This window comes from Paenibacillus elgii NBRC 100335, from assembly GCF_004000865.1.
Classification (GTDB): Bacteria; Bacillota; Bacilli; order Paenibacillales; family NBRC-103111; genus Paenibacillus_G; species Paenibacillus_G elgii.
Window position 1 is genome coordinate 250,619 of record NZ_BIMB01000004.1, and the last position, 21,038, is coordinate 271,656.

The following is a 21,038-nucleotide window of genomic DNA, read 5'->3' on the forward strand; positions in this document are numbered from 1 at the left end:
GGTTGGAAAATCGAACGATGTCGGAGAAGTCAAGACGATGGACAAATGGAATCGACTGGACGATGTGCGGTATTTTAGCATCGATTTACTTGGTTTGGCGCATCGGCACCGTCGGCGGCTGGACCTTGGAATGCTGGGTTCTGCTTTTGATTTGTCTGGTTGGGGTGCGAAAGGACCAGGTTGACGTCGAATGGATGAAATTTTTGGCGGTTGGGGTTCCGCTTCTCGGGGTGTTCTATTATTTCTACGGCACCGGGAACGGCATCTGGTGGTCTATCGCCTACCGGATGTTTCAGAATAACCTTCATATCTGGAACTGGGACAGCATGATGAATAGCATTCCGTTCAATGATGCGGCATGGGCCCGGACGATCAGCCATCCGAGGCTGGATAAAACCATGGTATGGATTTATAACTACGGGTTCGTGCTCTCGCTTTGGATCTGCATCGTGCGCAGCTATTGGACCCGCAGCGTGAAAAAGATGCTGTCCTACGCCTTGTCGGGCCATCTGCTGCAATTCCCGCTCATTTTGCCGTTCTATCACTTGATCCTGCTGCGCGAGGTGTGGTGGGTGAAAGGACAGCCCGATTTGCTCGGCCGACAGTTCGCCACGGAAAACGATTTGCTGACGAATGTCATGAACTGCTTCCCGAGTATGCATACGTCGATTTCATTCGCGATGCTGCTGCTGGCGCTGCGCGAGCGGGACCGTATTTTCAAATACGTCATGGTGACCTATTGCTCTGCCATCATCTTCTCGACGATGTATTTGCAGATCCACTGGGTGCTGGATGTCATCGCAGGCATGCTGTTCGCCTACGGTGTCGTCAAGCTTGCGGATACCGTCATCTATTGGGGATGCAAGCTCCTTCCCGCCCGGTTTAACAAGCTTTATGCGGCAGCGGAAGGAAGAGCCGGATGAAGCTCAAAAAAACGCACGTCATTTCCGGCGTCGTATTCGCCGCTCTGCTCGGCGTCTTTATCGCGCAATCCATGGTCTCCGAGCCTATGGCGACGTATACCGATTTGCCTTATGGGTATGAGCTGAGCTATCCGAAGCAAATGAAAGTCGACCGTTCCTGGCCCGGGGTCCGAACGCGCTTGTGTGACGAAACGACCCAAATCGACGTGTATTACGATAATTTCAACGGTACCGTATCCGACGCCGCCACGTATATCGGGTACGGCAATCGGTTTATCGAGAATACGAAGGATCACCGCGTAACCATGAACGAAACCAAGACGGTGGGCGGCCTGTCCGTCCATCTGCTGAAATGGGAGCGCGATAAGCTCAAGCACGTGGAGAACGACAAGCCCTACTACGCCAGCGCGGAAATTGTCAAGAACGACAAAGAAGTCTACACCATCGCGATCAAGTCCGCCCAGCCCATCACGAATGACGAGAAGATCGTGAATTCGTTCCGGGTCATTCCGCCTCAGGGGGACAAGCCGGAGCTTGGCACGGTGACCAAGAAGGCGCCGCTCAAAACCAATCTGGAAACGGCGGAAGAGTACCGCAAGCTGTTTATGACAGACGGCCTGAAATGGGGCATTTACGAGCGGTCGGCTCCGGGTAAAATGAATCTTCTTCATGCGCTGGAGCAGAAGCTGGACTACAAGTTCGGTCTGTTGATCCTGTACAAGTCCTTATCGACGGGCTTTCCGGCGGACGATTTAAAAAACGCGTACGATGACAACCGCCTTGTCCAATTGACGCTGCAAACGATGCGGTTCGGCGAACAGAACCCCAGCGTGATGTACGACATTTTGAACGGAAAATATGACGAGTTTTTCACCAAATACGCGCAGGACATCAAGGCGTTCGGCCATCCCCTGCTGTTCCGGCTGAACAACGAGATGAACGGGGACTGGGTGCCTTATTCCGCCTATCACAACTCCAAGGACCCGGAGCTGTATACGGAGGTCTGGAAATATATTTACCGGACCTTCCAGAGCCAGGGTGTCGATAACGTCCTGTGGGTATGGAACCCGAATCACTCGTCCAAGCCCGAATTCCAGTGGAATCATCCGCTGCTTTATTATCCGGGCGACGACTACGTCGACGTGGTCGGGCTGACCGCTTACAATACCGGCACCTATTACCCGGGCGAGCAGTGGAGCACGTTCGACGAGCTGTATGCGCCATTGTACGCCCAATACAGCAAGTGGTTCGAACAGCCGCTGATGATCACGGAATTCGCCTCCAGCTCGGTCGGCGGGAATAAAGCACAGTGGGTGGACAACATGTTCAAGGACATCAAAAAATATCCCAAGCTGAAAGCGGCCATCTGGTGGAGCCATACGGATTTCGATCCGGACGACCGCCCGGCCCGCAAATATAAGCTGGACGAAACGCCGGAGGTGGTCGAGCGGTTCCGTCAGCATTTGCAGGAATATAAGTAGTCCCGGAGCGGAGGCAGCAGGCAATCCCTTGCCGTCCCGTTTGTTTCATCGCTTCTCTGCAAGGGTAAAAAGAGGCAAGCCAGTCAGTCCACCTTCCAAAAGGAGCGTGAAGAAGATGATAAGCTTGCTGATTACTTTACTTATGGCGCTTGTGATCGGAGCGATCGGTTCCGCCCTTGCGCCGGGAGCGATGCCGGGAGGCATCATCGGTTCCATGATCGCCGGGTTCGTCGGTGCTTGGCTCGGCTATCTGCTGCTTGGTTCCTGGGGACCCGTCATCGGCGGTTTCGCCGTCGTACCTGCGATTATCGGCGCAGCGTTGTTCGTCTTCCTGCTCGGTCTCGTGGCCAAAGGCCTCAACCGTACAGCGTAAGCTTCAAGTCGCACCGTCTCTAGCGGATTCCAATACGAATGCAAAGGAGCGATGAAGCATGACTACGGCAAATACAGCCAATGAAAGCAAAAGCAACCTGCTGCTCGGAACGTTGATCGGAGGCACCGCCGGGGCGCTGATTGCCCTCTTGCTGGCGCCGAAATCCGGACGCGAGCTGCGCAGCGACCTGATGGACGCCATGCAAACCTTACAGACCAAAGGTCAGGAGCTGATGGCCGCCTGCAAGGAGAAAGCTTCCGAAACCGTCGAAGAGGTGCGGGAGCAGGGTAGTCAATTGGCGGACAAAGCGCACGACATGACGGACCGCGTCGCGGAAGCGTCCCATGAGGCGATTGACCGTGCGGCCGACGTGACCCAAGATAAGCTGGAGAAAGCGCAATCCGCCGGCCACCGCGCCCTCGATAACGCGCAGAGCACCTCCCACAAGGCGATCGATCAGGCCGACCGCGCGGTAAGCTCCTCCAAAGGATAAAGCATCATTGGAAAACCGGTATCTCTGCCTCAGCGCAGACGTACCGGTTTTTTCGCGTTTGCCGGACCTGCCAATGCTGATCCCGGGTCAGAACGGGTGCATCCCGTAGAGTACTAGCTTAAGTTAGTACTCGTCATGACCAAGCTGTGCCGTTTATGATGGACGGAAGACAGGAACAGAAGGGTGACGGATAGCAACTATGGACCGATACGAAATTCCCATTTTATTCCTCGGCCCGACGGTCATGATTGCGGCCGGACTGCAGGGGATGCACAGCGTCCCGCTCACGTTCGCTTTATTTTACGGCTGGCTGCTGCTGGTTCCTTTGGGGAGCTCCATTCTCCGCCGCCGAACAGGAAACCCCGCCGATTCCCGGGTTCAGACCGATCGGAGACGGCAGCGGCAAAAGACCGATATCCTCCTGGGCATCGGCTCGGGCGCGGCGTTTTTCGGGGCGATCGTTGCCGCAGCCGCCTGGTTTCATCCTTTGTTTCTGGATATCCCCCGGCTAAAAGGGTTGCTGCAGGAATGGCATTTTTCCGGGGAGCATACGATATGGCTGGTGCTGGTGCTGCTGGTGCTGAACCCGCTGCTGGAGGAAACGTACTGGAGAGGATACGTGCTGCGGAAGCTGACGGATGGCAGAGTAAGCCCTGCCATGGCCGTCTTTCTAACCTCTTTGTTCTACAGCCTGTACCATGTGCTGTCGATTGTGCCGATCTTCGAGCGCCCTTGGAATATCGCGCTGGTGCTCCCCGTTTTCGCCGCCGGTCTTTTCTGGGGCTGGATGCGTCTCCGCCATGCCTCGCTGACCGGCTCCGTACTGAGCCACAGCTTCGCGGATGCGGGCATCATGGGCATCTATTTTCTCTATCTAAGCTAGCTATGCCCCGGCAAAGCAAAACCGGGGCCGTCAGCCCCGGTTCAGATGCTCGATCCACAAGTCCTCTGTGATATGCTCCTTTAAACAGAAGGTAACCGGTATACGCTCCCGCTCCGGCTTTACAAAATGCCCGTTGTCCAAGTAATAGCCACACTCTTTGGCCGCCGACAGCATTTTGCAGAATTGCTCCGCCGCTCTGATCGCCTCTTCCTTATCCGAAAACGTTTCCAACACGTTACCGAATCCCAGCGGATTAGTCGCAGCCTGAATGGACAAATGGTACTTCCCGCCTTCCTCGCGAACCATCACTTCGCTTCCGTGACATTTGATGCTATGTTTGACCTTCATGACCTTCACCGCCTTATTTCTGGGAGTATGGAGTGTTGCTTAAGCTTTATTACCCGAAGCCCGTCCGCTTGAAACGGCCGTTCGGAAGAGGCCGTGGCTTGTCCGATGCGCCTTCCCCACAACAATGATAGGCAATCCCTATAAGCGGAATATGCAATACGTATTTCCCAAACAAGCTCCCAGGGCGCATACTGTTACACAAAAGAAAAACGCAAGGAAAGGAGTTTTCGCCCATGGGAAAATTGTTTCCGGCCCTGCTTCCCGAGCATGAGGCGTTTATTCGCAAGCAGCGCCTCTTCTTCGTCGGGTCCGCCCCGCTGGAGGCGGAAGGTCATGTGAACCTGTCGCCCAAAGGATACGACGTGTTTCGAATCGTCTCGCCGACCGAGGTAGGGTATTTGGACTTGACCGGCAGCGGGAACGAGACAAGCGCGCATTTGGAGGAAAACGGCCGGATTACGCTGATGTTCGTTGCGTTCGAAGGGCCTCCCCTCATCTTGAGGCTGTACGGAAAGGGCCGCGTCATCCTTCCCGGGACCGCCGACTGGAAGACGTGGGCGCCCCGCTTCGAGCTGCTTCCCGGAACGCGGCAAATTATCGGCGTCGACGTTCACGCCGTGAAAACCTCCTGCGGGTTCAGCGTGCCCTTCTACACGTACGAGCGAGAACGCGATACGCTGCAGCGGTGGGCCGGAGCCAAACGCGACGACGAGCTGAACGATTACTGGCGCAGCAAAAACGCCGTCAGCATGGACGGCATCCCCACGCCGCTCGGCCGGCAGATCGCCGAATACGCTCCCTTCGAGGACGAACGGGGCGACAACGAAAAAACTCGCCCTTAGCTGTAAAGGGCGAGTCTATGAACCTAAACCGATATCGTCGGCCCCCGGCTCGGTAAAATATTTCTTCAGCTTGTCGAGGGCCCGCTTCTGAATGCGCGACACGCTCATCTGCGAAACGCCGAGCTGATTCGCAATCGTCCGCTGCGACTGGCCTTCCACATAGGCGAGATGCAGCACCTGCTGCTCCTCCGGCTTCAAATGAACGAGCGCCTCTTGCAAGGCGAGGCGGTTCTCCACCCGCAGATAAGCGTCGCTCGGGCTCCCGATCACATCGCCGATCGTCGATCCGTTATCTTCCGTGGATAGCGGAGTATCCAGCGAGACATAGTGGTAATAATCGCGTCCGGCGAGGATTTCGATCGTTTCCTCGACCGACAGCTCCATCTCCGCGGCGATTTCATCGACATTCGGCGAGCGCTCCAGCTTGACCGTGAGCATGTCCACCACCTGCTGAATCTGGTTGCCTTTTTCCTTGATTCGCCTCGGAACCTGGACATACCAGGATTTGTCGCGCAAATAATTTTTCATATGGCCGATGACGCTTTTCATCATATAGGCTTCAAACTGCACGCCCATCGACAGATCGAACTGCTTCAGCAGCTTCAATACCGACATTTGCCCCACTTGGTACAGGTCTTCGAACAGATCGGGGCGATTGCGTGACATTTTGCCGGCTGCCATCTTGACCATAGGCTCGTACTGCTGCAGCAGAACCGTAGCTGTCTCGTTGCAGCCGGTTTCTTGATACCTTACGATGAGCTCCTCGGCACTCGCATTGGCAAATCGCTCCGAATTAATTTTCATACCATTTCCTCGCTCCTGCATACCCGCTTGGTCAAGATGACCTCCGTGCCGATACCCGTCTTGACCACGACATCGTCCATGAGCGCCTGCATCAAATAAATCCCAAGGCCTCCTACATGGATGTCGTTCAGCGATTTATCGTGCAACGATCCGGCCCGCCGCGCCTTCTCGGCGTAATCGAAGCTTGGTCCCTGATCCTTGACCACAATGCGCAGACCGTCCTCAATTCGCTCGAAGCGGACCTCCATCAGGCCCGGACTGCCCGGTTCATAAGCATGAACCACCGCATTATTGCACGCTTCGGCGACGGCCACCTTCATATCCTCGATTTCCTCGTAAGAGAAGCCCAGCTTGGAGCTGATACCGTAAAGCGTCAAGCGGACCAAATCGATAAATTCCGCTTCCGCAGGCACAGTGAGACTAACAACATGGGATTCGGGTTTCATACGGTCTCTTCTTTCCTTTCCTATCCGTTAATAAACGCGCGCTTGGGACTTCCCGGCGGACTCGTTCGGCTGCAAAAACGGGGTGATGCCCGTCAGATCGAACAGCCGCTTGATTTTCGGCGGAATCTCCTGTACCTCGAACGGCGCTTTCAGCACGTCTCTGGCTTTTAATACCGATACAATCACACCGATGCCGGTGCTGTCAATATACTGCAGGCCGTTCAGGTTCAGCACGAGCTTGCGGCTCGTATCGGCAATGAACGTATCCAGCGCGCAGCGTAAATCCGAAACTTTGGACAAATCCAGCTCGCCATGCAAATACACGGTATTGGCATGCTCGGTTCGTTGCGTGTCGACATGAAACGATTGTTGTTTATTCATCATACCCGCGTGGTTCCTCCCCGTTCGCAGCTTGTCTGCTCCAAGAGCCGTGCTGCATTCTCGAATTTGATTGTTATTTACCCCGGGGCCGAACGTTTGAAACAGCGCGGGCGGAATTTTCTGCCGACTGGAGCCGGACTCTTGCTCAGGTCTGCTGCGGGTAAGCCTGCTGCCGCGCTTGCGACTTGCGACTGCGGAACGCCTGCCATAGCTCGATCGCTACGGGCACCGCCTGCATGACCGTCGCAACCTTATCCTTTCCGGGCCCGCCTCCGGCCGCCGGCCGTTGCTTCACCGCTTTGGTACGGATGCTCCCCGCCACCGAGGCCGAGGCTTGCTTGATCGAGGAGGTGATTTCCTGTACCGCATCGCCGATATTTTTGACGGAGTAGACGACCGAATCGATCGAGTGCAGCTTGTTGCGGACATCGACGGTCACTTCGTTCGTATGCCGCAGCACCTCCGTCGCTTCTCTGCTGATTCCATTCACCTGCTGCTGAAGCTCCCGGATCGTCTCGTTGGTCTGCAGGAGCACGGTTGATAAGGAACGCAAGGTCATGATCAAAAAGACGACCAGCGCCGCGAAGGCCAACGCAATGACGGCCACACTGATTTCAATTATCATAATCTCCTCCACCCTTTCATGAATGCGGTTCGCGCCAAGCTTGGAATATTCTTACCCGTGGCGGTCCTGCTTGAAACCTGCGCCCTCAACGGGCCTTGTCCATGTTTCATCCTTCACTGGGACGGGGTAAGAAGGCACAGGCAAGACATTACATGACGAAGCGGAGGTAATCTCATATGGCGAACGTAATGGAGAAGGAAAAGGAAACGAAAACGACGGAAGCAAAGCCGGCCAAGAACACAAAGGATACGAAAAAATCAAGCGGACTGCACGCGCTCCTGGGTAGGCAGGTCGCCAACTGGGCCGTGCTTCATATCAAAATTCACCAGCATCATTGGTATGTGAAGGGGCCGAATTTCTATACGCTGCATCTGAAATTCGAGGAGCTGTACGAGGAAGCGTCCCTGACGATGGACCAGCTCGCAGAGCGGCTGCTGTCGGTCGGAGGTCAGCCGGTATCCACGACGAAGGAGATTGCCGCAGCGGCCACGATCAAGGAGCACGAGCCGTTCACCTCGGCAAGCGATATGGTGCAGTGCCTGCGCGACGACTTCTCGATGGTGATCGAAGAAACGGGCGAAGCGATGGAGCTTGCGGAGCAGGAAGGCGATGAGGGCACCCATGACATGCTGCTGGAGCTGAAGACGCGCCTGGAGAAGCACGTCTGGATGCTGAACGCCTATTTGAACGAATAAAGACGACAAGGACGGAGGCGCGCGCCCTCCGTCCTTTCTTATTTCACAAGCCCTGCGAGCAAATGCCCGTGATAAAGCTGGAGAAATTGGATCGAGAATCCGGTATGCAGGCTCAGCGCCACCAGCTCGTCAATCGTATAGTACTTGCATTCGGCATCAACGAACGCGTTGCCTTCCTGATAATAGGGCAAGTCGAACACGTCCGGCCAGCGATGATTCGGCGTATAATGTCTCGACCAAGGGGTGGAGATCAGCAGCAGGCCACCGGGAATCAGACATTGATGGATTTTGTGAAAAACCGGAACCGGATTGTAATTCATATGCTCCAGCACTTCGGTGAAAATGACGACGTCAAACGAATGCGGCCAAGGCACCGCTTCGGCTTCGATGTTCGTTTTCGACCACGAGATCGGATACTCCGCTTCCAGCTCCTTGGACCAGTAAGCGTCGGTCATATCGATACCGAACCCTTCGTTTCCCCACAGCACACTGTACAGCAGCAGCGTTCCATAGGCGGTACCGATGTCCAGCACCTTCTTGCTCCCGCTTCCTAACGCCGCATCCAGTACGGACAATAACGGATACCAGTAACCGGCTTCCGCCTCTTTGTAAGCTTCCAGATACGGGCTTCTCTCCCGCGCGGCATGGTACTGTGCCAGAATGCTCTGCACATGGCGCAGCCGCTCCTCCTGCGGCATTTCCCGAAAATCGCTTGTTGACATGGAAAACGGCTCCTTTTGAGCTTTTTACCATATATACGTGCAAAGCGATTTTATAGACTATTGCGATGGAAGCTGAGGGACTTGGGCTCCCGCCTCCGAGGGCTTCCACAGCTGCTCAAGCAGCGTCACCAGCATCGTTCCGAACAGCAGCGCGTTGCCGAACACGTAAGTCAGCATCGGCGGCAGCCCCTGAAAAGCCTCCGCAGGCAAGAACATTAATCCGACACTGCATACCAGCGTGATGCCGAAGATCGTCAGCCGGCGCAGGTCCAGCGCTTCCTTCGAGATCGTCTGCATGGCGATGACGATCATTTGCACGAAGGAAGCCAGCAGCGCGGCGCTCGCTACCGGTCCGGGAAGCATAGCGACGGCCCGCACGGCGGCGGGGATAGAAGAAATCCCCGTGAATAGCAGCGCCGCGGTGAGAAACGGGCGCAGCCGGGTCTGCTCCGTGATGCGGATAAAGCCCGCCGTGACCGGCAGCGGAACGACGGCAATCGTCGAGAAGAGAACGGCGATGCCGTGGGACAAGCCTCCCGCCAAGACGCCGCAGTTCAGCGTACGCTTCGGGTCACGGGCAGGCTCCGGCATCGCATCGCGAACCGCCGTGACGGCGGCGATCGTGTTGGACAGCAGGATAAACGTGAACAGCGCTGCGGTCAGCGCGATTCCCGCATCCCACTGCGGCGCTCCCCAAGCGAAGAGCTCCGGCAGTTGAACCGGCGGAGCAGCAGCGGCCGGCGATCCGGCGCTAAGGCCGAGCAGGCCGTAACCGGCCCAGCCGGAGACGATGCCGATCATCATGGCATACTGCTTCACCCAGCCCCGGCCCTTGACGGACAGCAGGACCACTAGGCCGAAGATCGCGATGGACAACAGCGCGGTTGCCGGGTCCGGACGAACGGCCGCCCCTTGCAGTCCAAGCATGCCCTTCATGAAGACGCCGCTAAGCTGCAAGGCCAGAAGGAACAAGAACGTTCCCGTGACAAGCGGGGTGAACAAAAACAGCAGCTTCTGGACCCAGCCGGTCAGGCCCAGAACGACCAGCAGCAGAGCGGCAATGGCGATGCCTCCCTCAAGCAGCGGCAGCATGTCCTGCGGGCTCCCGCCCTGTTTGACGGCCACGTCCGCCATGATGACGAAGACACTGACCCATGAGCCCGCAGGACCGTCGGCAATCGGGTACCGGTGGCCGATCCAGCCCTGCAGAAACGAGCTGAGGCCGACAACCAGAAAGGTCCGCTGCATCAGCGAGGAAATCTCCTCTGGCGGCAAATGAAACATACCGCCGATGACGACCGGCAAAGCAATCGAATTCGCAAGCAAAAACAGAAGCCACTGCAAGGTGCTCAAGCTGCCGCCGAGGGCAAGCTTTCTCATGCGGTTTCCTCCCAAATGTAAAGAAAGGGGCTAGCGCGCCCCTGCTTTCCGTAAAATTTGCTCCATCTCGCCGAACCCGCGCTGCTTCGCATGCGCAAGCGCCGTCACACCGTCCTTATCCGGGATGTTCACATCCGCCCCATGCTCCACGAGCAGCCGGACGGCTTGCTGATGCTTCTCGCCTCCGCTGCCAAGCACGACCGCTTCCATCAACGCCGTCCAGCCCAGGTTGTTAATGTGATTGACATCGACTTTGGTCCGCGTCAACAACTCCTGAATCACGTCCAAGTGCGCACGTTCAGCGGCGGGAATGAGCGCGGTGCCGCCATAGCGGTTCGTCAGCTTCGGGTCGGCCCCCGCCTCGATCGTCAGCTTCAAAATGTCCAGCAAGCCCTCGGCGCCGGCATACAGGAACGGATTGTTCAGCCGGTTGTCGCGTTCGTTGACGTCCGCTCCCGCTTCGATCAGCAGCTTTACCGCCTCCGGCTGATTCGCATAAGTCGCCGCCATCATCGGCGTGCGGCCCTGCGGGTCCTTCGCATTTTTATCCGCTCCTGCCTTGAGCAGCCTCCGGAGTTCAGCCGTATCTCCGCGCTCCGCGGCGGCAATCAGCGCTTCATTCATCTGCCTCACATCTCCTTTAGGTTGGAATTGAACGACTCCGGTTGCAGGCGTTTTCGCAGACTCCTGGCAGCCGGTCAGCAGCATGACGGGTAATACCAAGCACATCCATCGCATCGGTCCGCTCCTGCCTCCTATTTTGCTTCTCTGCTTCCTATGCTAACATGAGCTTTATCTATACGAAAAATATTAATATTATTGATTTTTCATATGATTATCATATAGTCAGGCAGGTGGTTCCGATGGACATCAGGCAGCTGCGCTATTTCATTGCGATTGCGGAGGAACGGCAAATTACGGCGGCGGCCAAAAGGCTTCATATGGCCCAACCGCCGCTCAGCCAGCAGCTTCATCTGATGGAGCGGGAGCTTGGCGTGACGCTGCTGGAGCGGCAGGGACGGCAGCTTGAGCTTACGGAAGCGGGGCGCATGCTGTACAAGCACGCCTTGCACATCACGAAGCTGTTCGAGGAGTCGCAGATCGAAGTCAAAGAAGCCGGAAACGGATTGACCGGCAAGCTCAGCATCGGGGTCAACACGTTATCGGACGGAAGGCTGCCGGTGCTGCTTCGGAAATTTCACGAGAAGTTTCCGGCGATTACGTACAAAATTCAACAGAACGAATCAGCCCAGCTCTGCAAGCTGGTCAAGGAACGGGCGATCGAGCTGGCGATTGTCCGGTTTCCGCTGGACCTCGGTGTTTTCTCGATCCGTCATTTGCGGGAAGAACGGTTCTATTACGTCACCTCCCGGCGCCGTAGCCCCTTGAACGGAAAGGCGGTTTCGTTCGAGCAGATTGGGCAGGAGCCGCTAATCCTCCCCAGCACGGAAGGACTCGGCGTCTATCAGATGATCGTGGAGGAATTCGCCCGGCACGGGATGAAGCCGAACGTCTTGTCCGAATGCTCCGACATCGCGATGCTGCTGGAGCTGGTCTCCTCGGACTTCGCCGCCACACTGGTGCCGGAATCGGTGCTCCAACTGCACCGCGGCTTCGACGTGCGGGTGTACGAGCTGGCGGGAACGCATATCGCCTCGTCATCCGTGCTCATTTGGCTCAAGGACCATTACTTGTCCAAGGCGGCGCAGAATTTCATCGAGCTGACGGGCGAGGCTCCTTTTTCCGGCAAGGAGTAGCGGTTCATATTTTGGGAGCCACCCTTCCGTTTTCCAGCAATGTCATAAGGAAGCAAAGCTTGGAGAATACTATACCCCAAGCTAAGCTACTTTGGCATTCCATTACGGAAGGACGGATACACAATGAAGCGATGGATATCCCTCGGCATGGCCGGCGTGCTGGCGGCCGGGCTGGCGCTGGGCGGGTGCGGCCAGAAGCCTGCGCCACCTAACAACGCGGGAGCCGGCGGTGCTCCGGCAGCAGGCGGCGACACGAAGGCGGGTGCGAAGTTCAATATCGGCATGGTCACGGACCTTGGCGGCGTCAACGACAACTCTTTTAACCAGAGCGCTTGGGAAGGGCTGCAGCGGCTCGCCAAAGATACCGGGGCCCAGGTGAAATATTTGCAGAGCAAGAGCGATTCGGAATACATCCCGAACCTGACCCAAATGGTCAAAGGCAATTTCAACCTGACGTGGGGCATCGGCTTTATCATCGGCGATGCGATGAAGACGGTAGCGACGCAAAATCCGAACGCCAAGATGGCGATTATCGACAACGTCGTGGACGCGCCGAACGTGGAATCCGTGACGTTTGCCGAGAACGAGGGCGCCTATCTTGTCGGCGTCGTGGCAGGCCTGATGACCAAGACGAACAAAATCGGCTTTATCGGAGGTATGGACATTCCGGTGATCAAGCGCTTCGAAGCCGGCTTCAAGGCCGGCGTGGCCGCGGTCAATCCGAGCGCCAAGCTGACAATCAACTATACCGGGGCGTTCGACAAGCCCGATCTCGGCAAAGCTGCCGCTTCCACAGTTTATAACGACGGGGCGGATATTATTTTTCATGCGGCGGGCGCAACCGGGGGCGGCGTATTTAACGAAGCCAAGGACCGTCTGAAGGCCGGCAATAAGGTATGGGTCATCGGCGTCGATCAGGACCAGTCGAAGCTGTTCGGCGACGACGTGACGCTGACCTCGATGGTCAAACGCGTCGATCAGGCGGTCTACCGCATCTCGAACGATCTGATCTCCGGCAAATACGAAGGCGGCAAAACCATCGTCCTCGGCCTGAAAGACGACGGCGTCGGTCTGCCGGACACATCGAAGAAAAACGTGCCGGACGACGTGCTCAAAAAGGTTGAGGAATACAAACAAAAAATCATTAAAGGCGATATCAAGGTTCCCGAAAAATGAGCGGCGTGAAAGTGGAAATGCGCGGCATCACCAAGCGGTTTCCGGGCATCGTCGCCAACGACGGCATCAGCTTGACGCTCCGACAGGGCGAGATTCTCGCCCTGCTCGGCGAGAACGGCGCAGGCAAATCGACGCTGATGAACATTTTGTTCGGGCTGTATCAGCCGGACGAGGGCGAAATCCTCATCAACGGCGAGCCGGTCGCGATCGTCAATCCGAAAACGGCCATTCAACTCGGTCTGGGCATGGTGCACCAGCATTTCAAGCTCGTGGAGCCGTTCACGGTGACGGAGAACATTATTCTCGGGCAGGAGACAAGGCGGGGACTTCAGGTCGATTACGGAAAAGCGGCGCGCCAAGTGTCCGAGCTGTCCGCCCGATACGGACTGCGCGTCGATCCGCGTGCCCGGATAAGAGACATCTCCGTCGGCATGCAGCAGCGCGTCGAAATTCTGAAGACGCTGTACCGGGGGGCCGACATCCTCATCTTCGACGAGCCGACCGCCGTGCTGACGCCGCAGGAAATTCGCGAGCTGATGGACATCATGCGCAAGCTGGTGGCTGAGGGCAAGTCGATCATTCTGATTACGCACAAGCTGAAGGAAATCATGACGATCGCAGACCGCGTCACCGTCATCCGCCGCGGCAAGGTCATCGATACGCTCGCCGTCAAGGACACGAACCCGGACGAGCTCGCGGCCAAAATGGTCGGCCGGGAAGTCTCGTTCCGGCTCGATAAGAAGCCTGCCGCCGTCGGCGCGCCGGTCCTGAGCGTAGAGAACGTGACCGCGCGGGGCCCCGGCGGCTTGTCCGTGCTCAGCGGCGTCACCTTCGAGGTGCGTGCCGGGGAAATTCTCGGCATCGCCGGCGTCGACGGCAACGGCCAGAGCGAGTTGATCGAAGCGCTGGCCGGGCTGCGCGGGATCGACGGCGGCCGCATCGCGCTCGGTGGCCGCGAGATCGCGAACCGCTCCCCCCGCGACATCGCGGAGGCGGGGCTCGGGCACATCCCCGAGGACCGGCATAAACGCGGGCTCGTGCTGGATTTCTCGATGAGCGAGAACATGGTGCTCAAGACATACTATACCTCCGCCTACAATCGCGGAGGCTTTCTCGACTATGCCGCGATCGACCGTCAGGCGCAGCGGCTGATCTCCGAATTCGACGTGCGGACGCCGGGCCTTCGCACTCCGGCGCGGGCGCTGTCGGGCGGCAACCAGCAGAAGGCGATCATCGCGCGCGAAATCGATCTGAACCCGGATCTGCTGATCGCGGCGCAGCCGACGCGCGGGCTCGATGTCGGAGCGATCGAGTTCATTCATAAGCGGCTGCTGGAGCAGCGGGACAAGGGCAAAGCCGTATTGCTCCTCTCGCTGGAGCTGGACGAGATTCTGAAGCTGTCCGACCGCATCGCCGTCATCTATGAAGGCCGCATCGTCGGGGAAGCCGACCCGGCTCACACGTCCGACCGCGAGCTCGGGCTGATGATGTCCGGCTCCGGGCGCGCAGCCGAAGCGGCGGCTCCTTCAACCTCCGGAGGTGAAAAGCATGGCTAAAGCCATTCGTGTCATGACCAAGGATTCGGCGCTCGTTCCGCTGGTCGCCATCATTCTCGGATTACTGGTTGGCGCCCTGATCATGCTGGCCGGCGGATATAATCCCCTCACCGCCTACGCGTCGCTGATCGAGAAAGTCATTGGCGATCCATACAGCATCGGGGAGACCGTCCGCGAGATTACCCCGCTCCTGCTGACTGGGCTGTCGGTCGCCTTCGCCTTCCGGACTGGGCTGTTCAATATCGGGGGCGAAGGCCAATTTATTATGGGCATGACCGGGGCCACGTGGGTCGGCGTCAAGCTGACCCTGCCGTTCTGGCTTCATGCGCCGCTCGCCATCGTAACGGGGGCTGTGCTCGGAGGGTTGTGGGGTGCCATCGCCGGGTACTTGAAAGCGCGGCGCGGCGTCAATGAGGTGATTACGACGATTATGCTGAACTGGATCGCACTGTATCTCGGCAACTACATCGTTAGCCGCTATTTGCTTCAGCCCGGCCAGCAGCGCTCGTTTCTGATTCACGACACCGCTTCGATCAGTCTGAACGCGCTCAGCGCGCTGTTCGGCAACGCCCGGCTGCATCTCGGCATCCCAATCGCGCTGCTTGCCGCCGTCGCGTTCTATGTCCTCCTGTGGAAGACACGCCAAGGCTACGAGCTTCGAGCGGTCGGACACAGCCCGTCTGCAGCGGAGTACGCCGGGATGAACGTGAACGCAGGCATCGTGCGGGCGATGTTTATCGGCGGGGTTTTCGCCGGACTTGCCGGGGTGTTCGAGGTGCTCGGCGTCTTCCACTACCAAGTGATCAGCGCCGCATCGCCCGGCTACGGCTTCGACGGCATCGCCGTCGCGCTGCTCGGCGGCAACCATCCGCTCGGCGTCGTGCTCGCTGCCGCCTTGTTCGGCACGCTGACGTACGGCTCGGCCGGGATGAGCTTCGGCGCGGACGTGCCGCCGGAAATCATCCGCGTGATCATCGGCACCGTCATCTTCTTCGTCGCCTCGCACGGGATCATCCGCTGGCTTCTGAAGCCGCTGCGGGCCGGGCGCAAGCCGGGGGAGGTGGCCTAAGCGGATGGATGCGCTTCGCATTCTCGGCGAGTTGATCCATACAACGCTCGTCTTCTCGACCGCGCTTATTTTTACGGCCATGGGCGGCATCTTCTCCGAACGTTCCGGTGTCGTCAACATCGGTCTGGAGGGCCTGATGATCTCCGGCGCGTTCGCCTCCGCGGTCGCGGCCTGGTACGCCGAGCAGGCGGGCTTTGCGGACGGTGCGCCTTGGATCGGCCTCTTGGCGGCCATCCTGGTCAGCATGCTCGTCTCGCTCATTCACGCTGTCGCCTCGATCACCTTCAAGGCCGATCAAGTCGTCAGCGGCGTCGTCATAAACTTTCTGGCCGCCGGATTTACGGTCTATCTCGTCAAAATTTTGTTCGCAGGCTCCGGACAAACGGAAACGCTGAACGCCGTATTTCACAATTTCGCCATTCCCGGTCTGGCTTCCGTCCCGCTGCTGGGTTACGGCATATTCACCGCTTACCCGACGACGTATTTGGCATTGGCCGCCGTCGCTCTGGGCTGGTACGTGATGTTCAAAACTCCGTTCGGCCTGCGCCTCCGCGCGGTCGGCGAGCATCCGGGAGCCGCGGACACGCTTGGTGTGAACGTCGCCCGCATGCGATATATCGGGGTGCTGCTGAGCGGCGCGCTGGGTGGGCTCGGCGGCGCGACGATCACGCTCACGACGACGAGCAACTTCTCGCACAACACGATTTCGGGGCAAGGCTTCATTGCGTTGGCCGCGATGATATTCGGCAAATGGCATCCGTTCGGCGCTTTGGGAGCGGCGATCTTCTTCGGCTTCGCGCAAGCGATCCGAAACTTCGTGCAGCTGTTCCCGGTCTCCCAAGCGATCCCGATGGAGTTTATCTACATGCTCCCCTACATTCTTACGATTCTGGTGCTGGCGGGCGCCGTCGGCCGCGCCTATCCTCCCGCGTCGCTCGGCGAGCCGTACGACCCGGGCAAACGTTAACCGAGGCACGCGAAAAAGCCGCATCCCCGCGCTGTGATCGTTGCTGCGATCCGCGCTGCCGGGATGCGGCTTTTCGATTAAGACTGCATTCCATGCAAGGCAGCTTGTTGAGAAAGTGGCCTGAGGGGATTTTAGAGGTTACGAAGGGGTGGGGTATCCACTTCCGACCGCTGCTCCACCCCGCAAAGTGAAGTTGAATCGGGGAAGCTTAGTCCAATTACTTTGCGGGGACCCCGGGTCCTCGGGAAATTTGATTGGAAGCCGCTTAACAGCGGACATTTCCCGAAGACAAAGGCGGCCGCTATCGCTTCTCTAATGGATACCCCACCTCCGTTTGCATCTCTATTTTTATAAAAGACCACTTTCTCAACTGCATTCCATGCAGCCTGACAATGTCCGCTGCATGATCGAAAAACCCGCTCACCCGGCCGCAAGCCGCTTGATCAGGACGATAGCTTCCGGCGCGTCTTCGTTTTCGCCTCCGGGCTCCACCCGAAGCTCATCCACCAGCGCCTGCAGCAAATACAGGCCGATCGGTGAATCTTCGAGACGCCCCAAATCCTTCACCCTCTCCTGCGGCAGCTTCACGGGACGCAGCGCTTCCCCGAACGTAACATCCGTCGCATCCGTTCCGATCCGGATCTTAAGCTCCGTCTCCCGCAGCATGAACGTTAGGCACAGTCTCGGCAGCGGTTCCCTTTCACCGGCTTGCAGGATCGCATAATTGCACGCTTCCGTTACCGCTACCTTCAAGTCCTCGATCGCTTCGTACGAAAATCCTACCCGTACGGCCACGCCATACAGCGCCAACCGGACCGTGTCCAGATCGTCCGCCCGAAGCGGCACACACAAAACGACGGTTTTCGAACCGGCTTCCGTTTGCCCCTTCATAGCCCGCCCCCTTCAATCGTCAGGTGACGGGACAACCCGGTCATGTCGAGCAGACGCCGGATTTTGGCCGGCACTTCCTGTACGGCGAACGATGCCTCCTCCGGCTGCCGTTTCTTAAGCACGGAGACGAAAACCCCGATCCCTGTGCTGTCAATGTAAGTCAACTCCCGCAAGTTCAGCTTGAGCGGCACCGTTCGCTGACCCGCCAGCGGCTCCACGACGGAACGGAATTGCTCGGCCGTGCTCAAATCAAGCTCACCGGATAAGAACAACACGTTTGCTTCCGGCGTACTTAGCACTTTGACATGGAACTTCTGCGCGTCTCTGTCCATCCGCTTTTACCTCCCCTGAATCCATGATTATTTGTAGAATAGCAGATTTTGGGAAGTTTTTCACGGCACTCCGCAGAGAACCTTGCTGATTCACCGAAAAGCAGCCGGGGTAATCATCACTAACGAGGCGCCCGAAAACTTCAGCTCAGACAAGGGGTGATTGAAGATGGATGATCCTACGAAAAGCGTGGACATCGAGAAGAAAAGCATCGAGAAACGGATGGATTCCGGCATGGTTGCTTCCACCTTCATCAAATACGCGGCTTACGTCGTCATCTTTTTCGGTTTTCTCTATTTCCTGATCCGTTATGTCCTGCCCATGTTCTAATATGCCCAGTTACGACTCGCGCACCGGCTCTGCCGTGTGCGCTTTTTTGCGGCGTCGGCGGTCCTTTTGGGCTTGAACAACAAAATAAAGGCCAGACCAAAGCCTGACCTCTCTCCCGCATGCGATTTTCAGTTGGATCGTATCCTCCGGGTTAATCGGTTGCCGTATGGAAATAATGGACGGACAGCAGCTTCCCGGTGTGCTCATCCAAGAACAGCTTGAGCGCCCGCTGGCCCCGCTTGTAGACGATCCCATCTTCGCCCGTCCAATCGGGCGTGCCGAGCGTTTGCCGCAGCGTGTCCGCCTTCATCTCCAGCTTCTTGCCATCGATCTCGATCGTCCCCGCCTGGACGGGAACCATGACATATTGGACGAAATTATCATACAGGCCGATCCGGCAATCGTCGTAGACGAAGGTGCGTTCGTCCTTGAACAGAGGATCGGTTTCCTCGGCTTTCGGCTTGCCCTTTAATTCATAAAGCGTTTTCAGATCATCTGTAACCGAGATCCCGTTGACCCGTTCCAGCGGCCATTTGACAGGCCCTCCAATTTCGGCTCCAGTTCCGGCTTCTTCGTAGACGGCGGTATTTACGGTGTGCGTCTGTTCCGTTGCCGCCAGCACTGGCGGATAAGAATGCTTGTCCAATGCCGCAGGCGAATCTTCGGCGGAGCTCCATGAAGCTCCGGTCAGTCCGATTGCAGCCGCGCCGATCAACCACCATTTGCTTAACCGTTTCATTGGAATCACCTCTCCCGTGTTGTGTCAGGCAACGGATCGAGTTCAGACGTTTATTTATTGATTTAAAATGACATTCTCATCTACGGCAATGACAATGCGTCCGCTCGCCATCTCCTTCTCGTAGAATTCGACCGCCGACATGGACAGCCCGAGAGACAGCAGCTTCTCCCGCAGCGCCATGCCCTCGCACTTGTACAGCGGCGCAACCGTATGCGCCATCGCTTCACCCACGAACCCGATCCGGCTTGTGTACTTGGGCTTAAACATCTCCTCCGTCCGCACATTCTCATGAGCCAAAATTTGAATCTGATCCACGCCGCGGCCGGCCGATTGAAAATCGCGGACCGCCTGCTTCACTTCTTGCTCGCCCTTGGCTACTACGATCGAATGAAACATCGGAAACGCCTCCTCCAGTCGGTAGTATCATCAAAGCTTCTTACCGGACGTGCTCCAGTTGAAACTGCCCGATCGGCATGTACACTTTCGGCTTCTTGCCGCTTTGTTTCATCACCATCTCCGCATCGCCGATGACGGCGATCGAGGACTTGGACAAGCTTCCGACGGTGGCCCCGTCCATCAGGACCGCGCCTTCTCCGATGATCGCATTGCGGGCGAATACGCCTCTTCCGATATGCGCATTCGGCATCACAATGCAGTTGCGGAGCACGCTGCCCTGCCCGACGTACACGTCGTGCGAAACGACCGAGCGTTCCACTTGGCCGAAAATATGGCTGTTGCCGGCGATCAGCGAATACGTGACGCGGGCTGAAGGATCGACGTAAGAATGTCCAGCTACGCAAGCGGGCGTATGCATCGGCCATGCGGCTTCGCTGCAGCGGAATCGCGGCTGCTCGCCGATCAGATCCATATGCGCTTCCCACAAGCTTTCCACGGTTCCGACATCGCGCCAATACCCTTCGTACGAGTACGCGTGCAGCTTGCCGCCGGAGCGCAGCATGGCCGGTATGACGTCTTTGCCGAAGTCCCGGGAGGAATGCGGATCGCGCGCGTCGCTATCCAGCATCCGTTTCAAATAAGACCATTTGAATATATAGATGCCCATCGAGGCGAGATTGCTTTTCGGCTGGGCTGGTTTTTCCGTAAATTCAACGATCCGTCCCCGGCTGTCCGTCCGCATAATGCCGAAGCGGGGAGCCTCCTCCCATGCGACCGGCGTGACCGCAATCGTCGCATCGGCCCCACTGTCCTCATGCTGCTTCAGCATCCGCCGATAATCCATCCGATATATATGATCGCCCGACAAGATCAACACGTGCTCCGGTTCGTGCCGCCGGATGAACGCTTGATTTTTGTACACCGCATCCGCCGTACCTGCATATTCGCTCTCCTGCGGCGGAAGCAGGGCAACGCCGTCCGAGACGTTCGACCAGACCGCCCCACTGCCGATGTGCTCATGCAGGGATGCGGCTTGATATTGGGTCACGACACCAACCGAGCGGATCCCCGAATTTTTGCAATTGCTCAAGCCAAAATCGATGATCCGGTAAGCACCGCCGAAATGAACCGCCGGTTTTGCTTTGGATGCGGTCAACACGCCCAGCCGACGGCCTTCCCCGCCGGCAAGCAGCAAAGCTACACATGCTTGGGAATTCATCATTTCACCTGCACCTCTCTGTTGGTCTAGTGTTTCGTCGCTTTCGTTCGATACCTATGATTAACCGGGCGCCCGGTCTATGAAACATAAATTGGCAGCTTTCATAGCACGAGCCAGCCGTTTTTCAAGGTGGGTCGAACGGATCGTTTGATCTATAGTTTTATAATTTTTTAACAAATTTTTGAACACTCCCGCCACCTACGCTAATGACG

Annotated in this window: 26 protein-coding genes; 13 read left to right on the forward strand and 13 right to left on the reverse strand. The window is 57.4% G+C overall.

Annotated elements, in window-relative coordinates:
- Positions 1 to 2: 2 nt before the first annotated feature.
- The 5 genes from PEL01S_RS04960 (at position 3) to PEL01S_RS04980 (ending at position 4,153) form a co-directional block, all read left to right on the forward strand.
- Positions 3 to 923 (forward strand): phosphatase PAP2 family protein, encoded by a 921-nt coding sequence (locus tag PEL01S_RS04960; protein WP_231885216.1) that lies wholly within the window; start codon positions 3 to 5, stop codon positions 921 to 923.
- Positions 920 to 2,404, forward strand: coding sequence for a glycoside hydrolase family 26 protein (locus tag PEL01S_RS04965; protein ID WP_127459559.1), 1,485 nt, complete (start codon positions 920 to 922; stop codon positions 2,402 to 2,404). Before PEL01S_RS04960 ends, PEL01S_RS04965 begins: the two co-directional genes overlap by 4 nt.
- A 115-nt stretch (positions 2,405 to 2,519) precedes the next feature.
- A complete protein-coding gene (locus PEL01S_RS04970; protein ID WP_010494880.1) occupies positions 2,520 to 2,777 on the forward strand; it encodes a GlsB/YeaQ/YmgE family stress response membrane protein in 258 nt (85 codons plus the stop codon).
- A 58-nt stretch (positions 2,778 to 2,835) separates the two neighbouring features.
- Positions 2,836 to 3,270, forward strand: coding sequence for a YtxH domain-containing protein (locus tag PEL01S_RS04975; protein ID WP_127459560.1), 435 nt, complete (start codon positions 2,836 to 2,838; stop codon positions 3,268 to 3,270).
- Between the two features lie 199 nt (positions 3,271 to 3,469).
- Positions 3,470 to 4,153 (forward strand): CPBP family intramembrane glutamic endopeptidase, encoded by a 684-nt coding sequence (locus tag PEL01S_RS04980; protein ID WP_127459561.1) that lies wholly within the window; start codon positions 3,470 to 3,472, stop codon positions 4,151 to 4,153.
- A gap of 30 nt (positions 4,154 to 4,183) precedes the next feature.
- On the opposite strand, the gene PEL01S_RS04985 is transcribed toward PEL01S_RS04980, so the two are convergent.
- Positions 4,184 to 4,501, reverse strand: a complete 318-nt coding sequence (locus PEL01S_RS04985) for a hypothetical protein (RefSeq protein WP_063187907.1) — start codon at positions 4,499 to 4,501, stop codon at positions 4,184 to 4,186.
- A gap of 233 nt (positions 4,502 to 4,734) precedes the next feature.
- On the opposite strand from PEL01S_RS04985, the gene PEL01S_RS04990 reads away from it, so the two are divergent.
- Positions 4,735 to 5,343 carry a pyridoxamine 5'-phosphate oxidase family protein gene (locus tag PEL01S_RS04990; RefSeq protein ID WP_127459562.1) on the forward strand — a complete coding sequence of 203 codons (609 nt, stop codon included), beginning with the start codon at positions 4,735 to 4,737 and terminating at the stop codon, positions 5,341 to 5,343.
- A gap of 15 nt (positions 5,344 to 5,358) precedes the next feature.
- Here PEL01S_RS04990 and PEL01S_RS04995 read toward each other — a convergent pair whose 3' ends face one another.
- From PEL01S_RS04995 to PEL01S_RS05010, 4 genes are all read right to left on the reverse strand, one after another.
- The gene (locus PEL01S_RS04995) at positions 5,359 to 6,147 is read right to left on the reverse strand and encodes a sigma-70 family RNA polymerase sigma factor (RefSeq protein WP_127459563.1); all 789 of its coding nucleotides are present in this window, start codon (positions 6,145 to 6,147) and stop codon (positions 5,359 to 5,361) included.
- On the reverse strand, positions 6,144 to 6,593 hold the full coding sequence (gene rsbW / locus PEL01S_RS05000) for an anti-sigma B factor RsbW (protein ID WP_127459564.1): 450 nt from the start codon (positions 6,591 to 6,593) through the stop codon (positions 6,144 to 6,146). The genes PEL01S_RS04995 and rsbW overlap by 4 nt, the downstream gene beginning before the upstream one ends.
- A gap of 27 nt (positions 6,594 to 6,620) precedes the next feature.
- The gene (locus tag PEL01S_RS05005) at positions 6,621 to 6,974 is read right to left on the reverse strand and encodes an STAS domain-containing protein (protein WP_063188246.1); all 354 of its coding nucleotides are present in this window, start codon (positions 6,972 to 6,974) and stop codon (positions 6,621 to 6,623) included.
- Positions 6,975 to 7,119: 145 nt separating this feature from the next.
- Complete coding sequence (locus PEL01S_RS05010; protein WP_174806900.1) at positions 7,120 to 7,599, reverse strand: DUF948 domain-containing protein; 480 nt, start codon at positions 7,597 to 7,599, stop codon at positions 7,120 to 7,122.
- A gap of 176 nt (positions 7,600 to 7,775) precedes the next feature.
- Here PEL01S_RS05010 and PEL01S_RS05015 point away from each other — a divergent pair, with 176 nt between their 5' ends.
- The gene (locus PEL01S_RS05015) at positions 7,776 to 8,294 is read left to right on the forward strand and encodes a Dps family protein (protein WP_127459565.1); all 519 of its coding nucleotides are present in this window, start codon (positions 7,776 to 7,778) and stop codon (positions 8,292 to 8,294) included.
- 38 nt (positions 8,295 to 8,332) lie between these two features.
- Here PEL01S_RS05015 and PEL01S_RS05020 read toward each other — a convergent pair whose 3' ends face one another.
- Genes PEL01S_RS05020 through PEL01S_RS05030 form a run of 3 tightly spaced genes read right to left on the reverse strand, consistent with a single transcriptional unit; the run spans position 8,333 to position 11,134 of the window.
- Complete coding sequence (locus tag PEL01S_RS05020) at positions 8,333 to 9,016, reverse strand: class I SAM-dependent methyltransferase (protein ID WP_127459566.1); 684 nt, start codon at positions 9,014 to 9,016, stop codon at positions 8,333 to 8,335.
- A 57-nt stretch (positions 9,017 to 9,073) separates the two neighbouring features.
- A complete protein-coding gene (locus PEL01S_RS05025) occupies positions 9,074 to 10,396 on the reverse strand; it encodes a purine/pyrimidine permease (RefSeq protein WP_127459567.1) in 1,323 nt (440 codons plus the stop codon).
- A 30-nt stretch (positions 10,397 to 10,426) separates the two neighbouring features.
- A complete protein-coding gene (locus PEL01S_RS05030; protein ID WP_127459568.1) occupies positions 10,427 to 11,134 on the reverse strand; it encodes an ankyrin repeat domain-containing protein in 708 nt (235 codons plus the stop codon).
- A gap of 125 nt (positions 11,135 to 11,259) precedes the next feature.
- Here PEL01S_RS05030 and PEL01S_RS05035 point away from each other — a divergent pair, with 125 nt between their 5' ends.
- From PEL01S_RS05035 to PEL01S_RS05055, 5 genes are all read left to right on the forward strand, one after another.
- On the forward strand, positions 11,260 to 12,153 hold the full coding sequence (locus tag PEL01S_RS05035) for a LysR family transcriptional regulator (RefSeq protein WP_127459569.1): 894 nt from the start codon (positions 11,260 to 11,262) through the stop codon (positions 12,151 to 12,153).
- 123 nt (positions 12,154 to 12,276) lie between these two features.
- Entirely contained in the window at positions 12,277 to 13,329 is a 1,053-nt protein-coding gene (locus PEL01S_RS05040; RefSeq protein WP_063187889.1) for a BMP family lipoprotein, read from the forward strand.
- A complete protein-coding gene (locus tag PEL01S_RS05045) occupies positions 13,326 to 14,885 on the forward strand; it encodes an ABC transporter ATP-binding protein (protein ID WP_127459570.1) in 1,560 nt (519 codons plus the stop codon). The genes PEL01S_RS05040 and PEL01S_RS05045 overlap by 4 nt, the downstream gene beginning before the upstream one ends.
- Positions 14,878 to 15,954, forward strand: a complete 1,077-nt coding sequence (locus PEL01S_RS05050) for an ABC transporter permease (RefSeq protein ID WP_127459571.1) — start codon at positions 14,878 to 14,880, stop codon at positions 15,952 to 15,954. The genes PEL01S_RS05045 and PEL01S_RS05050 overlap by 8 nt, the downstream gene beginning before the upstream one ends.
- A gap of 4 nt (positions 15,955 to 15,958) precedes the next feature.
- The gene (locus PEL01S_RS05055; RefSeq protein WP_127459572.1) at positions 15,959 to 16,921 is read left to right on the forward strand and encodes an ABC transporter permease; all 963 of its coding nucleotides are present in this window, start codon (positions 15,959 to 15,961) and stop codon (positions 16,919 to 16,921) included.
- A gap of 420 nt (positions 16,922 to 17,341) precedes the next feature.
- Here the strand turns inward: PEL01S_RS05055 and PEL01S_RS05060 are convergent, their stop codons facing one another.
- Positions 17,342 to 17,812 carry an ATP-binding protein gene (locus PEL01S_RS05060; RefSeq protein ID WP_127459573.1) on the reverse strand — a complete coding sequence of 157 codons (471 nt, stop codon included), beginning with the start codon at positions 17,810 to 17,812 and terminating at the stop codon, positions 17,342 to 17,344.
- Positions 17,809 to 18,144 (reverse strand): STAS domain-containing protein, encoded by a 336-nt coding sequence (locus tag PEL01S_RS05065; RefSeq protein ID WP_063187881.1) that lies wholly within the window; start codon positions 18,142 to 18,144, stop codon positions 17,809 to 17,811. The genes PEL01S_RS05060 and PEL01S_RS05065 overlap by 4 nt, the downstream gene beginning before the upstream one ends.
- 166 nt (positions 18,145 to 18,310) lie before the next feature.
- Between PEL01S_RS05065 and PEL01S_RS34350 the strand changes: the two genes are divergently transcribed.
- On the forward strand, positions 18,311 to 18,472 hold the full coding sequence (locus tag PEL01S_RS34350) for a hypothetical protein (RefSeq protein WP_164824242.1): 162 nt from the start codon (positions 18,311 to 18,313) through the stop codon (positions 18,470 to 18,472).
- Positions 18,473 to 18,623: 151 nt separating this feature from the next.
- On the opposite strand, the gene PEL01S_RS05070 is transcribed toward PEL01S_RS34350, so the two are convergent.
- Genes PEL01S_RS05070 through PEL01S_RS05080 form a run of 3 tightly spaced genes read right to left on the reverse strand, consistent with a single transcriptional unit; the run spans position 18,624 to position 20,829 of the window.
- Positions 18,624 to 19,211 (reverse strand): hypothetical protein, encoded by a 588-nt coding sequence (locus PEL01S_RS05070; protein ID WP_127459574.1) that lies wholly within the window; start codon positions 19,209 to 19,211, stop codon positions 18,624 to 18,626.
- A 54-nt stretch (positions 19,212 to 19,265) separates the two neighbouring features.
- Positions 19,266 to 19,607, reverse strand: coding sequence for a YflT domain-containing protein (locus tag PEL01S_RS05075; RefSeq protein ID WP_127459575.1), 342 nt, complete (start codon positions 19,605 to 19,607; stop codon positions 19,266 to 19,268).
- A gap of 40 nt (positions 19,608 to 19,647) precedes the next feature.
- Positions 19,648 to 20,829: a glucose-1-phosphate adenylyltransferase gene (locus PEL01S_RS05080; RefSeq protein WP_164824243.1), complete on the reverse strand. Its 1,182-nt coding sequence runs from the start codon at positions 20,827 to 20,829 to the stop codon at positions 19,648 to 19,650.
- Positions 20,830 to 21,038 lie beyond the last annotated feature (209 nt).